This window comes from Citrobacter sp. wls613 (genome assembly GCF_005281195.1).
Classification (GTDB): Bacteria; Pseudomonadota; Gammaproteobacteria; order Enterobacterales; family Enterobacteriaceae; genus Citrobacter; species Citrobacter gillenii.
In genome coordinates this window covers 1-12636 of the sequence record NZ_SZXN01000021.1, presented here as the reverse complement: position 1 = coordinate 12636, position 12636 = coordinate 1, and the positions used below count along the sequence as shown (strand labels likewise).

Annotated in this window: 12 protein-coding genes; 7 read left to right on the top strand and 5 right to left on the bottom strand. The window is 52.9% G+C overall.

The window, feature by feature from the left end:
• Nucleotides 1-48: 48 nt before the first annotated feature.
• Entirely contained in the window at nt 49-867 is an 819-nt protein-coding gene (gene bacA, locus FDX01_RS03710; RefSeq protein WP_096755624.1) for an undecaprenyl-diphosphate phosphatase, read from the bottom strand.
• An 85-nt stretch (nt 868-952) separates the two neighbouring features.
• On the bottom strand, nt 953-1321 hold the full coding sequence (gene folB / locus FDX01_RS03705) for a bifunctional dihydroneopterin aldolase/7,8-dihydroneopterin epimerase (RefSeq protein ID WP_096755623.1): 369 nt from the start codon (nt 1319-1321) through the stop codon (nt 953-955).
• Nucleotides 1322-1427: 106 nt separating this feature from the next.
• Here folB and plsY point away from each other — a divergent pair, with 106 nt between their 5' ends.
• Nucleotides 1428-2045: a glycerol-3-phosphate 1-O-acyltransferase PlsY gene (plsY, locus tag FDX01_RS03700; RefSeq protein ID WP_096759329.1), complete on the top strand. Its 618-nt coding sequence runs from the start codon at nt 1428-1430 to the stop codon at nt 2043-2045.
• A gap of 40 nt (nt 2046-2085) precedes the next feature.
• Here the strand turns inward: plsY and FDX01_RS03695 are convergent, their stop codons facing one another.
• Nucleotides 2086-3018 (bottom strand): LysR family transcriptional regulator, encoded by a 933-nt coding sequence (locus tag FDX01_RS03695; protein WP_135911392.1) that lies wholly within the window; start codon nt 3016-3018, stop codon nt 2086-2088.
• A 210-nt stretch (nt 3019-3228) separates the two neighbouring features.
• On the opposite strand from FDX01_RS03695, the gene ttdA reads away from it, so the two are divergent.
• From ttdA to FDX01_RS03680, 3 genes are read left to right on the top strand one after another with little or no spacing between them, the layout of a single operon-like run.
• The gene (gene ttdA / locus FDX01_RS03690; protein WP_096755621.1) at nt 3229-4140 is read left to right on the top strand and encodes a L(+)-tartrate dehydratase subunit alpha; all 912 of its coding nucleotides are present in this window, start codon (nt 3229-3231) and stop codon (nt 4138-4140) included.
• A complete protein-coding gene (gene ttdB, locus FDX01_RS03685; RefSeq protein ID WP_115454410.1) occupies nt 4137-4742 on the top strand; it encodes a L(+)-tartrate dehydratase subunit beta in 606 nt (201 codons plus the stop codon). Before ttdA ends, ttdB begins: the two co-directional genes overlap by 4 nt.
• Nucleotides 4743-4790: 48 nt before the next feature.
• The gene (locus FDX01_RS03680; protein ID WP_137399255.1) at nt 4791-6254 is read left to right on the top strand and encodes an anion permease; all 1464 of its coding nucleotides are present in this window, start codon (nt 4791-4793) and stop codon (nt 6252-6254) included.
• 67 nt (nt 6255-6321) lie between these two features.
• Here FDX01_RS03680 and tsaD read toward each other — a convergent pair whose 3' ends face one another.
• A complete protein-coding gene (gene tsaD, locus FDX01_RS03675) occupies nt 6322-7335 on the bottom strand; it encodes a tRNA (adenosine(37)-N6)-threonylcarbamoyltransferase complex transferase subunit TsaD (protein ID WP_096755618.1) in 1014 nt (337 codons plus the stop codon).
• Nucleotides 7336-7570: 235 nt separating this feature from the next.
• On the opposite strand from tsaD, the gene rpsU reads away from it, so the two are divergent.
• The 3 genes from rpsU to rpoD all read left to right on the top strand — a co-directional run bounded on the left by rpsU (nt 7571) and on the right by rpoD (nt 11895).
• Entirely contained in the window at nt 7571-7786 is a 216-nt protein-coding gene (gene rpsU, locus FDX01_RS03670) for a 30S ribosomal protein S21 (RefSeq protein WP_001144069.1), read from the top strand.
• A gap of 234 nt (nt 7787-8020) precedes the next feature.
• Nucleotides 8021-9766 carry a DNA primase gene (gene dnaG, locus FDX01_RS03665; protein WP_117342687.1) on the top strand — a complete coding sequence of 582 codons (1746 nt, stop codon included), beginning with the start codon at nt 8021-8023 and terminating at the stop codon, nt 9764-9766.
• Nucleotides 9767-10050: 284 nt separating this feature from the next.
• Complete coding sequence (gene rpoD, locus FDX01_RS03660; protein ID WP_096755616.1) at nt 10051-11895, top strand: RNA polymerase sigma factor RpoD; 1845 nt, start codon at nt 10051-10053, stop codon at nt 11893-11895.
• Between the two features lie 45 nt (nt 11896-11940).
• Here rpoD and mug read toward each other — a convergent pair whose 3' ends face one another.
• Nucleotides 11941-12447: a G/U mismatch-specific DNA glycosylase gene (gene mug / locus FDX01_RS03655; protein WP_137399254.1), complete on the bottom strand. Its 507-nt coding sequence runs from the start codon at nt 12445-12447 to the stop codon at nt 11941-11943.
• Nucleotides 12448-12636 lie beyond the last annotated feature (189 nt).

Here is a 12636-nt window from a genome sequence, read left to right as displayed (position 1 = left end):
CTCGTTCCGTAGGCCCGGTAAGCATAAGCGCCACCGGGCACACAAAAGTTAGAAGAACACCACGTAAACAGCGGCGGCGACCACAAAACGATAAATCGCAAATGGAATAAACGAGATACGTTTAATCAGCTGCAGGAAGGTTTTGATCGCCACCAGCGCCACGACAAATGCCGTCACGAAGCCCACAGCAAACATTGGAATGTCTGACGCGCTCAGGAACGACCAGCTTTTGTAGAGATCTAACGCCGTGGCACCCATCATCATTGGTACCGCCAGCAGGAATGAGAATTCCGATGCGGCATAGCGGCTCACGCCCATCAGCATACCGCCTGAAATGGTCGCTCCGGAACGGGAAAATCCCGGCCACAGCGCCAGGCACTGGAAGCAGCCAATCATAAACGCCTGACGATAAGTCATATCATCCAGACCCGGCGCGCGCGGCTCTTTCGGCTTCAGGCATTCTGCGGCTATCAGCAGCACGCCCCCCACCACCAGCGCATACATCACGTTGATCGGGTTAAACAATGATTTGATGGTATCGTGGAAAATCAGTCCCAGTACCACGGCCGGGATCATCCCTAACAGGATATGCCCCAGCGTTAGTCGTCCCTTGCCGGTTCCTTCATGCGGGGCTTTACCAAAGTGAATGCCAATCAGGCCAAACAAGCGGCGCCAGAACATCACCACAACAGCCAAAATGGAACCCAGTTGAATAACCACTTCAAATGTCTTTGCGGTAGCGCCTTCAAACCCCAGCAGATGGCCAACAATAATCATATGGCCGGTGCTGGATACAGGCAAAAACTCCGTCAATCCCTCGACCACACCCAAAATTGCCGCCACCAGCAGCGAGTGCATATCACTCATCAATTAACCCCTAGATAGAAAACCACGGCAAAAAAGAGCCAACGTTAGGACTCTTTTATACCTGTTAGGTTTAGATATTATTAATTTAATTACTTTCTTTCAGATTATTGCCACGCTCAATGATAACGCCGACGTTTGCCGCTCTCGCCACCGCCCCCGGCTTGCTGAGCTTGATGCGTACCCATGGGGAATTAAAACGGCTAAGCAGGAGGTCTGCCACCTCTTCAGCCACGCGTTCAACCAGCGCAAAACGTCCGCCTTCCACATGGCTGACCACCGTTTGTGCGATATCAGCATAGCTCAGGCAATCGGCAACATCGTCGCTTTTCGCTGATTTGCGGTTATCCCATGCCATTTCGATATCGAACACCAGTTTTTGTTCGATAGTCTGTTCCCAGTCATAAACACCAATAGTGGTGATTACCGAAAGTTGCTCTATAAATACAATATCCATCACGACCTGCCTGCTTTTTGGCTAACCCGGATACCACTTCCGGCGAAATATGCGTATTATCCACGGAAGTAGTGTTTTACACGACATTTTCAAAACGGAACAGCTTATGAGTGCAATCGCGCCTGGAATGATTATCTTCGCGTACCTCTGCGGCTCAATTTCCAGTGCTATTCTGGTATGCCGCCTCGCTGGATTGCCGGACCCACGTGATAGCGGTTCTGGAAATCCGGGCGCGACAAACGTATTGCGAATTGGTGGCAAAGGAGCCGCCGTCGCCGTGCTGATTTTTGACGTCCTGAAGGGTATGTTACCCGTGTGGGGTGCATACGCGCTAGGCGTTAGTCCTTTCTGGTTGGGCTTGATTGCTATCGCCGCCTGCCTGGGACACATCTGGCCGGTGTTCTTCGGTTTTAAAGGTGGGAAAGGCGTCGCCACCGCCTTTGGCGCCATTGCGCCGATTGGCTGGGATTTAACCGGCGTCATGGCGGGCACCTGGTTGCTGACCATCTTGCTGAGCGGTTATTCCTCATTAGGGGCCATCGTCAGCGCCCTGATAGCCCCATTCTATGTCTGGTGGTTCAAACCCCAGTTCACCTTCCCGGTATCCATGCTGTCGTGCTTAATTCTGCTGCGCCATCATGACAACATCCAACGTCTGTGGCGTCGACAGGAGCCGAAGATCTGGACCAAGCTGAAGAAAAAGCGCGAAAAAGATCCCGAGTGACGATACTGCCGGATGATGATGCGACGGTGTCTTATCCGGCTTACAGGATCTGATACCCGTCAACCGGCTTACCCAACCGCTGCTGGCACCACGTTGCCAGAAACTCTACGCACACCCGTAGCTTTACGCTGCGATACAATGGCTCCTGATACACCGCCCAGATATTGGCGCTCTGCGCATATTCTGGCAACACGCGAACCAGTTCACCGCTGAGCAGAAACGGCTGTACGTCCCACTCAGAACGCAGCATGATCCCTTTTCCCTGTAACGCCCACTGCAACACAATCTCGCCGCTGTTAGAAGAAAGATGCCCCGCCACCTTGACCGATTTTTTCTCATGCCCATTATCAAGTTCCCAAACCCCGTGCGTCATATCGCGCTCTTTGGTAACCAGGCAATCATGGCGACTTAATTCCTGTAACGTCTTTGGATCCCCGTATTCTCGTAAATATGTCGGTGCAGCACACAATATTCTTTTATTTTTCGTTAACAAATGCGCAATATAATAATCGGGAATTTCATCATTAATACGAATATCCAGATCGATATTATCCTGCGCTAAATCAATTTGCCGATCGTACAGTTCAAAATGCACCTGTAATTCAGGATAGCTATGCATCAATTCGGTAATCGCTGGGGCGATATAACTGCGCCCAAACCCAAAGCTACAACCAATACGGATCATCCCTTCCGGACGCGTTTTGATTTGCGTGACGTCATCCACCAGATGCTGATAGCGGGCGAGGATCTCCTGCGCATGTTCATAGCACCGCTGACCGCTTTCCGTTAACGCCACGCCGCGTGCGGAGCGGTTAAGCAGCGTGGCCCCTAGCGTAGACTCCAGAATCTGAATGCGTTTTGTCACAAACGCTGGCGTCTGCCCAAGGGTCGCTGCCGCCGCGCTAAAGCTGCCGCTATGCACAATTTCAACCAGCACCTGCAGGTCTTTCGCCAGGGGATAGGTGTTCAGCATGTTCAGGATATCCGTGAGGGTGTGAATCGCAGTGTAATTCCCCTGGACATAATAAACCCTGCCTTTGCGCAATTTTTATTATCTTAAGCGGACATCATTCACGAACTGTTAATTGGTTATTCACAGCGCTAAAAAATATAAAACCACATTTTTAGTGGTAGTTTGTCCGGGAGAATTTATTTCCAGATAAATAAAAGAACTGGAGTTGACATGATGAGCCATCAAAATAACCAACATGCGATAAATACGCTGACTAACATTGTCGCTGATTTTACCGCCATGATTTCTACCCGTATGCCCGACGATGTCGTAGATAAATTAAAACAGCTACGCGAAGGCGAAACCTCGCCGATGGGTAAAATTATCTACCACACCATGTTTGACAACATGCAGAAGGCGATCGACCTGAATCGCCCGGCGTGTCAGGACACCGGTGAAATCATGTTCTTTGTGAAGGTCGGTTCCCGTTTTCCACTGCTGGGCGAACTGCAAAGCATCCTTAAGCAGGCCGTTGAAGACGCCACCGTGAAAGCGCCGCTACGCCACAATGCGGTAGAGATTTTTGACGAGGTAAACACCGGCAAAAATACCGGTACCGGCGTGCCATGGGTCACCTGGGACATCATCCCCGACGCTGACGACGCAGAAATTGAAGTCTATATGGCGGGCGGCGGCTGTACGCTGCCGGGGCGTTCCAAAGTGTTAATGCCTTCCGAAGGCTACGAAGGTGTCGTGAAGTTTGTTTTTGAGAATATCTCCACGTTAGCAGTAAACGCCTGCCCACCGGTGCTGGTCGGCGTAGGTATTGCGACCTCCGTTGAAACCGCCGCCGTGCTGTCACGCAAAGCCGTACTGCGCCCGATTGGCTCACGCCATCCTAATCCCAAAGCTGCCGAGCTGGAACTGCGTCTCGAGGAAGGACTTAACCGTCTGGGTATTGGCCCACAGGGGCTAACGGGTAACAGCTCCGTGATGGGCGTACATATCGAATCTGCCGCACGCCACCCGTCGACTATCGGCGTGGCCGTTTCTACCGGCTGCTGGGCGCACCGTCGCGGCACGCTGCGGGTTCATGCCGATCTCTCCTTCGAAAATTTGTCTCACACCCGGAGCGCGTTATGAAAAAGATCCTGACAACCCCGATCAAAGCCGAAGATCTGGCAGACATTCGCGTCGGCGATGTCATTTACCTGACCGGTACGCTGGTGACCTGTCGCGACGTGTGTCACCGCCGTTTGATCGAACTCAAGCGCCCGATCCCGTACGATCTAAACGGTAAAGCCATTTTTCACGCTGGCCCGATCGTGCGTAAGAACGGGGAAAAATGGGAGATGGTCTCCGTCGGCCCAACCACCAGCATGCGTATGGAAGCCTTTGAGAAAGAGTTCATCGAGCAAACCGGCGTCAAACTGGTGGTCGGCAAAGGCGGCATGGGACCGTTGACCGAAGAAGGGTGTAAGCAATTCAAAGCACTGCACGTGATCTTCCCGGCTGGCTGCGCGGTTGTTGCCGCCACGCAGGTTGAAGAAATTGAAGAAGTGCACTGGACGGAATTGGGCATGCCGGAATCCCTGTGGGTGTGCCGGGTTAAAGAGTTTGGCCCGCTGATTGTTTCCATCGATACCCATGGCAACAACCTGATCGCCGAAAACAAAAAGCTGTTCGCTGAACGTCGCGACCCGATCGTCGAAGAAATCTGCGAGCACGTGCACTACATCAAATAACCCTCCCGGAGAGGCGCATACCTCTCCCCCTTTCGCAGGGATACAACAATGGCACCTTTAGCTGGTTGGTGGCGATACCTGGCTCCGCTGGTGGTCATCGCCATTATTGCTGTTTTGCCCGTTCCTGGCGGTCTTGAAAGCCACACCTGGCTCTATTTTGCCGTCTTTACCGGGGTCATCGTCGGACTTATCCTGGAACCTGTTCCCGGTGCGGTAGTGGCGATGATTGGTATTTCTATCATTGCCGTGCTGTCGCCGTGGCTGTTGTTCAGCCCTGAGCAACTCGCCCAGGACGGATTTAAATTTACCGCCAAATCGTTATCATGGGCTGTGTCGGGGTTTTCTAACTCGGTTATCTGGCTGATTTTCGCCGCCTTTATGTTCGGTACCGGTTACGAGAAAACGGGTCTGGGTCGGCGTATCGCGCTGATGCTGGTAAAGAAGATGGGGCATCGCACGCTGTTTCTCGGCTATGCGGTGATGTTCTCCGAACTGATCCTTGCCCCCGTGACACCGTCTAATTCCGCACGCGGCGCAGGCATTATCTACCCGATCATTCGTAACCTGCCGCCGCTGTATCACTCTCAACCCAACGATCCCAGCGCCCGCTCCATTGGCTCTTACATTATGTGGATGGGGATCGTCGCCGACTGCGTCACCAGCGCTATTTTTTTAACGGCGATGGCACCAAATCTGCTGTTAATTGGCCTGATGAAAGGTGCTTCCCATACAGCGTTAAGCTGGGGTGACTGGTTCTTAGGCATGCTGCCGCTGAGCATTTTACTGGTGTTGATCGTGCCCTGGCTGGCCTACGTGCTGTACCCACCGGTGCAGAAATCTGGCGATCAGGTCCCGCGCTGGGCGGAAACCGAGCTGAAGGCGATGGGGCCACTGTGCGCGCGTGAGAAAAAGATGCTGGTATTGATGGTGGGAGCGCTGGTGCTGTGGATCTTTGGCGGTGACTATATTGATGCCGCAATGGTCGGCTACAGCGTGGTGGCGTTGATGCTGGTACTGCGCATCATTAGCTGGGATGACATTGTCAGTAATAAAGCGGCATGGAACGTCTTTTTCTGGCTGGCTTCGCTGATTACCCTTGCCACCGGGCTGAACAATACTGGCTTTATCTCCTGGTTCGGCAAACTGCTGGCAAACGGACTCAGCGGCTACTCGCCGATAATGGTAATGGTGGCGTTGATCGTGGTGTTCTATCTGTTGCGTTATTTCTTTGCCAGCGCCACGGCCTATACCTCTGCCCTCGCGCCAATGATGATTGCAGCCGCGTTGGCGATGCCGGACATCCCGCTGCCGGTATTCTGCCTGATGGTCGGTGCCGCCATTGGTCTGGGCAGCATTTTGACCCCGTACGCTACCGGACCAAGCCCGATCTACTACGGCAGCGGCTACTTGCCGACGGCCGATTACTGGCGACTGGGCGCCATCTTCGGCCTGATATTCCTCGTCCTGCTGGTGATAACCGGCCTGCTGTGGATGCCTCTGGTTTTACTGTAAATCCCGCCGGGGCGGCGTAGTGTCGCCCCTTTTCCCTACGCATCTCACCAGTCCGCTCCCGGTGCGCTTACGCCGCCGGTAACTCCGCCAACGGCCAGCGTGGACGCACGGTGACACCAAGGTCTGCCGTTGCTCCGGATTTAAAACGCACCATGCCCGCATAGGCGATCATCGCCCCGTTATCGGTACAAAATTCCGGGCGCGCATAGAACACTTCGCCACGACGTTTTTGCATCATTTCCGCAAGTGCGGCCCGCAGGGTACGGTTAGCGCTCACGCCCCCCGCCATCACCAGACGCTTAAAACCGGTTTGATCCAGCGCGCGTTTGCACTTGATCATCAGCGTATCGACCACCGCATCTTCAAATGCACGGGCGATATCCGCACGGGTCTGATCGTCGTTTTCGTTATTACGAATGGTATTTGCGGCAAACGTTTTCAAGCCTGAGAAGCTGAAATCCAGCCCCGGACGATCGGTCATCGGGCGCGGGAAGACAAAACGCTTTTCCACGCCCTGAGACGCCAGCTTAGACAGCATCGGGCCACCTGGATAATCCAGCCCCAGCAGTTTGGCCGTTTTATCGAACGCTTCACCGGCCGCATCGTCAATCGATTCGCCCAGCAACTCATACTGTCCAATACCGGTGACGCTAATTAGCTGCGTGTGTCCGCCAGAAACCAGCAGCGCTACAAAAGGATATTCCGGCGGATTATCTTCCAGCATCGGTGCCAGCAAATGGCCTTCCATATGGTGTACAGGAATGGCCGGAACATTCCAGGCGAACGCCAGAGAACGCCCTACGGTCGCCCCCACCAGCAGCGCACCGACCAGACCCGGTCCTGCGGTATAGGCCACCGCATCAATATCTTTTGCCGTTAACCCTGCTTCAATCAGCGCCGCCTGAATCAACGGTACGGTTTTACGCACGTGATCGCGCGAAGCCAATTCAGGCACAACCCCACCGTAGTCAGCGTGCAATTTCACCTGACTATACAATTGGTTGGCTAAAAGACCTTTTTCATCGTCGTAAATGGCGATGCCGGTTTCATCGCAGGATGTTTCAATTCCCAGTACACGCATGACTTGTTTTACCTCGCTCTAATACCGCGCAGTGTAGGTCGAATGCGGGTTGATGTAAAACTTTGTTCGCCCAAGGAAGAACCCTCGTGTATACTCCTCACCCTTATAAAAGTCCCTTTCAAAATCGCGTCGGTGCTTTACAAAGCAGCAGCAATTGCAGTAAAATTCCGCACCATTTTGAAATAAGCTGGCGTAGATGCCAGCGGCAAACCGAATTTATAAAGGTGAGAGTTACATGCCGGTAATTAAAGTACGTGAAAACGAGCCGTTCGACGTAGCACTGCGTCGCTTCAAGCGTTCCTGCGAGAAAGCAGGTGTTCTGGCGGAAGTTCGTCGTCGTGAGTTCTATGAAAAACCGACTACCGAACGTAAGCGCGCTAAAGCTTCTGCTGTGAAACGTCACGCGAAGAAACTGGCTCGCGAAAACGCACGCCGCACTCGTCTGTACTAATCTATTGGGAGCTAAGGCTCTCAATTCAGACTGAGTTGTAGTTGTAAGGCCGTGCTTCCGGAAGGAATGCGCGGCTTATTTTCGTTTATACATCAGTAACTACACAAAATCATTCACACTGTATCAAGACGGCAAGTGAGTGAATCCCCGGAGCTTACTTAAGTAAGTGACAGGGGTGAGCGAGCGCAGCCAACGCAGAGACAGTTTGAAGGATGAAGTGTAATAACGGGGCATATGGCTGGACGAATCCCACGTGTATTCATTAATGACCTGCTGGCAAGAACCGACATCGTCGATCTCATCGATGCACGAGTTAAGCTGAAAAAGCAGGGCAAAAATTATCATGCGTGTTGTCCGTTCCATAACGAGAAAACCCCCTCTTTCACCGTAAACGGTGAAAAACAGTTTTATCACTGCTTTGGGTGTGGCGCGCACGGCAACGCCGTCGACTTTCTCATGAACTACGACAAGCTCGAGTTTGTGGAAACCGTCGAAGAACTGGCCGCAATGCACAACCTTGAAGTGCCTTATGAAGCAGGCAACGGCCCCAGTCAGATAGAGCGCCATCAACGGCAAAGCCTCTATCAATTGATGGACGGCCTGAACACTTTTTATCAACAGTCTCTGATACAACCCGCCGCTACCCCTGCGCGCCAGTACCTGGAAAAGCGAGGACTCAGTAGCGACGTGATCGATCGTTTTGCTATTGGTTTTGCCCCCCCCGGTTGGGACAACGTCCTGAAACGGTTTGGCGGCAATCCTGAGAATCGCCAGGCATTGATTGACGCGGGTATGTTGGTGACCAACGATCAGGGACGCAGTTACGATCGCTTCCGTGAGCGAGTGATGTTCCCTATCCGCGACAAACGCGGTCGGGTCATTGGTTTTGGTGGACGCGTGCTGGGCGATGCCCTGCCGAAGTACCTGAACTCCCCGGAAACCGATATTTTCCATAAAGGTCGCCAGCTGTATGGCCTTTATGAAGCCCAGCAGGATAACGCCGATCCGCAGCGCCTGTTAGTGGTTGAAGGCTATATGGATGTGGTGGCGTTGGCCCAATACGGCATTAACTACGCCGTGGCCTCCCTCGGGACGTCAACCACTGCCGATCACATCCAGCTGTTGTTCCGTGCGACGAACCAAGTGATTTGTTGTTACGACGGTGACCGGGCCGGACGCGATGCCGCATGGCGCGCGCTGGAAACTGCACTGCCGTATATGACGGACGGACGCCAGCTGCGCTTTATGTTCTTACCTGACGGTGAAGATCCCGATACGCTGGTGCGTAAAGAAGGGAAAGAAGCCTTTGAAGCCCGGATGGAGCAGGCCTTACCGCTCTCCGCGTTTCTGTTTAACAGCCTGTTACCACAGGTAGATTTGAGTACCCCGGACGGACGAGCACAGCTCAGTACGCTGGCCTTGCCGCTGATCACTCAAGTCCCGGGCGAAACGTTGCGCATTTATCTGCGGCAGGAGTTGGGAAACAAGCTCGGCATTCTGGATGACAGCCAGCTTGAACGTTTAATGCCAAAACTGGCAGAAAATGGAGCTTCCCGCCCTGTTCCACAGCTAAAACGTACGACCATGCGTATACTTATAGGGTTACTGGTACAGAACCCAGGTTTAGCCCCGCTGGTGCCGCCGTTAGGCGCTCTGGATCAAAATAAGTTGCCCGGCCTTGGCTTATTCAGAGAACTGGTCAACACTTGTCTGGCCCAGCCAGGTCTGACCACCGGACAACTGTTAGAACACTATCGTGGCACAAATGATGCGGCCACCCTTGAAAAACTGTCGATGTGGGACGATATAGCAGATAAAGATATCGCGGAAAAAACCTTCACCGACTCACTCAACCATATGTTTGATTCGATGCTTGAACTGCGCCAGGAAGAGTTGATAGCTCGTGAGCGCACACATGGTTTAAGCAACGAAGAACGCCGGGAACTCTGGACGCTGAACCAGGAACTGGCCAAGAAATAAGAGAAAGACAAAACAAAGACAAAATCATTCTCGTTGTATCAAGGCAGCAAGTGAACGAACGCCTGGGAGTGTACATAAGTACATGACCAGGAAGAGAGAACGCAGCTAACGCAGAGACAACGTGAAAGATGAAGTATTTAACGGCTTAACTGCCGAATATCGATCGGGAAGCCCCCGACAGCCGCACGGAGAGGCAGCGGCAAAATATAAGTATGCCCTCGTTTTGCCGTTGGCGGTTTTACCGCCCAACACCAATCAAACGAATTAAGTGTGGATACCGTCTTATGGAGCAAAACCCGCAGTCACAGCTGAAGCTACTTGTCCAACGTGGTAAGGAGCAAGGCTATCTGACCTATGCCGAGGTCAATGACCATCTGCCGGAAGATATCGTCGATTCAGATCAAATCGAAGACATCATCCAAATGATCAATGACATGGGTATTCAGGTGATGGAAGAAGCACCGGATGCCGATGATCTGCTGCTTGCTGAAACCTCCAACAGCACCGATGAAGACGCGGAAGAAGCGGCTGCCCAGGTTCTGTCCAGCGTTGAGTCCGAAATCGGTCGTACAACTGACCCGGTGCGCATGTACATGCGTGAAATGGGTACCGTTGAACTGTTAACCCGTGAAGGCGAAATTGACATCGCTAAACGTATCGAAGACGGGATTAACCAGGTTCAATGCTCCGTTGCAGAATACCCGGAAGCCATCACCTATCTGCTCGAGCAGTACGATCGCGTAGAAGCTGAAGAAGCGCGTCTTTCCGACCTGATCACCGGCTTTGTCGATCCGAACGCGGAAGAAGACATGGCACCAACGGCGACGCACGTCGGGTCTGAACTCTCTCAGGAAGAGATGGATGACGACGAAGACGAAGATGAAGAAGAAGACGACGACAGCAGCGATGACGACAACAGCATCGACCCTGAATTAGCGCGCGAGAAATTCGGTGAACTGCGTACTCAGTACGAAATCACCCGCGACACTATCAAAGCGAAAGGCCGCAGCCATGCTGCCGCGCAGGAAGAAATTCAGAAGCTGTCTGAAGTGTTCAAACAGTTCCGCCTGGTGCCGAAGCAGTTCGACTACCTGGTAAACAGCATGCGCGTCATGATGGACCGCGTGCGTACTCAGGAACGTCTGATCATGAAGCTCTGCGTTGAGCAGTGCAAAATGCCGAAGAAAAACTTCATCACCCTGTTCACCGGCAACGAAACCAGCGAAACTTGGTTCAACGCGGCTATCGCGATGAACAAACCGTGGTCTGAAAAACTGCACGACGTGGCAGATGATGTCCACCGCGGCCTGCAGAAACTGCGTCAAATTGAAGAAGAAACCGGCCTGACTATCGAGCAGGTTAAAGACATCAACCGTCGTATGTCCATCGGTGAAGCGAAAGCCCGCCGTGCGAAAAAAGAGATGGTTGAAGCGAACTTGCGTCTGGTTATCTCTATCGCTAAGAAATACACCAACCGTGGTCTGCAATTCCTCGATCTGATTCAGGAAGGCAACATCGGTCTGATGAAAGCGGTAGATAAGTTTGAATACCGTCGTGGTTATAAGTTCTCCACCTATGCAACCTGGTGGATCCGTCAGGCGATCACCCGCTCTATCGCAGATCAGGCGCGTACCATTCGTATTCCGGTGCATATGATTGAGACCATCAACAAGCTCAACCGTATCTCCCGCCAGATGCTGCAAGAGATGGGCCGCGAGCCAACGCCGGAAGAGCTGGCTGAACGCATGCTGATGCCGGAAGACAAGATCCGTAAAGTGCTGAAGATTGCCAAAGAGCCTATCTCCATGGAAACGCCGATCGGCGACGATGAAGATTCGCATCTGGGTGATTTCATCGAGGATACCACCCTCGAGCTGCCGCTGGACTCTGCCACTACCGAGAGCCTGCGTGCCGCAACGCACGACGTTCTGGCTGGCCTGACAGCGCGTGAAGCAAAAGTTCTGCGTATGCGTTTCGGTATCGATATGAACACCGACCACACGCTGGAAGAAGTCGGGAAACAGTTCGACGTTACCCGCGAACGTATCCGTCAGATCGAAGCGAAGGCGCTGCGTAAACTGCGTCACCCGAGCCGTTCTGAAGTGCTGCGTAGCTTCCTCGACGATTAATCTCGCCGTATAAACATCAACGCCACCGCAAGGTGGCGTTTTTTTTCACATCCCACGCATAACCAGCGCGTCATCTAATTCCCGATACGCCGCCACTAACTTATCCAGCGTAATCCGGCTTAACCCACTCGGGTTCGGCAACACCCAGATCTGCGTCGCGCCAATCGCCAGCGTCTGTTTCCCCCACTGTGCACCACGCTGGCTAAAGCCTTGCTCAAATGCCTGCTTTCCCAAAATAGCGAGCGCCGCTGGCTGATAGTCTTCAATCTTCTCAATGAGCTGACGACCACCGCTACGCATCTCCTCGAGCTTCACTTCATTGGCCTGCACCGTTGGCCTGTCGACAAATTTGGTGACGCCACAGCGAAAATCCAGCAGGTGTTGTGCCTCTTCTGGCTTAAGCAGGCGATCGGTAAATCCCGCCTGATGGATGACCTTCCAAAAGCGGTTAGCAGGATGCGCAAAGGGAAAACCTGTACCTGCCGAAGAGAGCCCCGGATTGATGCCGCAAAAAACCACCCGCAGCCCCGGCGCCAGTATGTCCTTAACCATAATCACTCCGCACAATACATCAGGCAACCAGTATAACGGACTGAAAACACATTGTTTATAAAAACAGCATCCGTACGCTTATGGCTGGATTGCAACGCAGAGTTACTTTATAATCCACCGCCACGGCCCCTTAGCTCAGTGGTTAGAGCAGGCGACTCATAATCGCTTGGTCGCTGGTTCAAGTCCAGC

Excerpts from the sequence above, each read along its gene's own strand:
- plsY (WP_096759329.1), top strand. The coding sequence starts at position 1,428 with ATGAGTGCAATCGCGCCTGGAATGATTATCTTCGCGTACCTCTGCGGC.
- FDX01_RS03695 (WP_135911392.1), bottom strand. The coding sequence starts at position 3,018 with ATGCTGAACACCTATCCCCTGGCGAAAGACCTGCAGGTGCTGGTTGAA.
- FDX01_RS03680 (WP_137399255.1), top strand. The coding sequence starts at position 4,791 with ATGGCACCTTTAGCTGGTTGGTGGCGATACCTGGCTCCGCTGGTGGTC.
- tsaD (WP_096755618.1), bottom strand. The coding sequence starts at position 7,335 with ATGCGTGTACTGGGAATTGAAACATCCTGCGATGAAACCGGCATCGCC.
- bacA (WP_096755624.1), bottom strand. The coding sequence starts at position 867 with ATGAGTGATATGCACTCGCTGCTGGTGGCGGCAATTTTGGGTGTGGTC.
- folB (WP_096755623.1), bottom strand. The coding sequence starts at position 1,321 with ATGGATATTGTATTTATAGAGCAACTTTCGGTAATCACCACTATTGGT.
- ttdB (WP_115454410.1), top strand. The coding sequence starts at position 4,137 with ATGAAAAAGATCCTGACAACCCCGATCAAAGCCGAAGATCTGGCAGAC.
- rpsU (WP_001144069.1), top strand. The coding sequence starts at position 7,571 with ATGCCGGTAATTAAAGTACGTGAAAACGAGCCGTTCGACGTAGCACTG.
- mug (WP_137399254.1), bottom strand. The coding sequence starts at position 12,447 with ATGGTTAAGGACATACTGGCGCCGGGGCTGCGGGTGGTTTTTTGCGGC.
- ttdA (WP_096755621.1), top strand. The coding sequence starts at position 3,229 with ATGATGAGCCATCAAAATAACCAACATGCGATAAATACGCTGACTAAC.
- rpoD (WP_096755616.1), top strand. The coding sequence starts at position 10,051 with ATGGAGCAAAACCCGCAGTCACAGCTGAAGCTACTTGTCCAACGTGGT.
- dnaG (WP_117342687.1), top strand. The coding sequence starts at position 8,021 with ATGGCTGGACGAATCCCACGTGTATTCATTAATGACCTGCTGGCAAGA.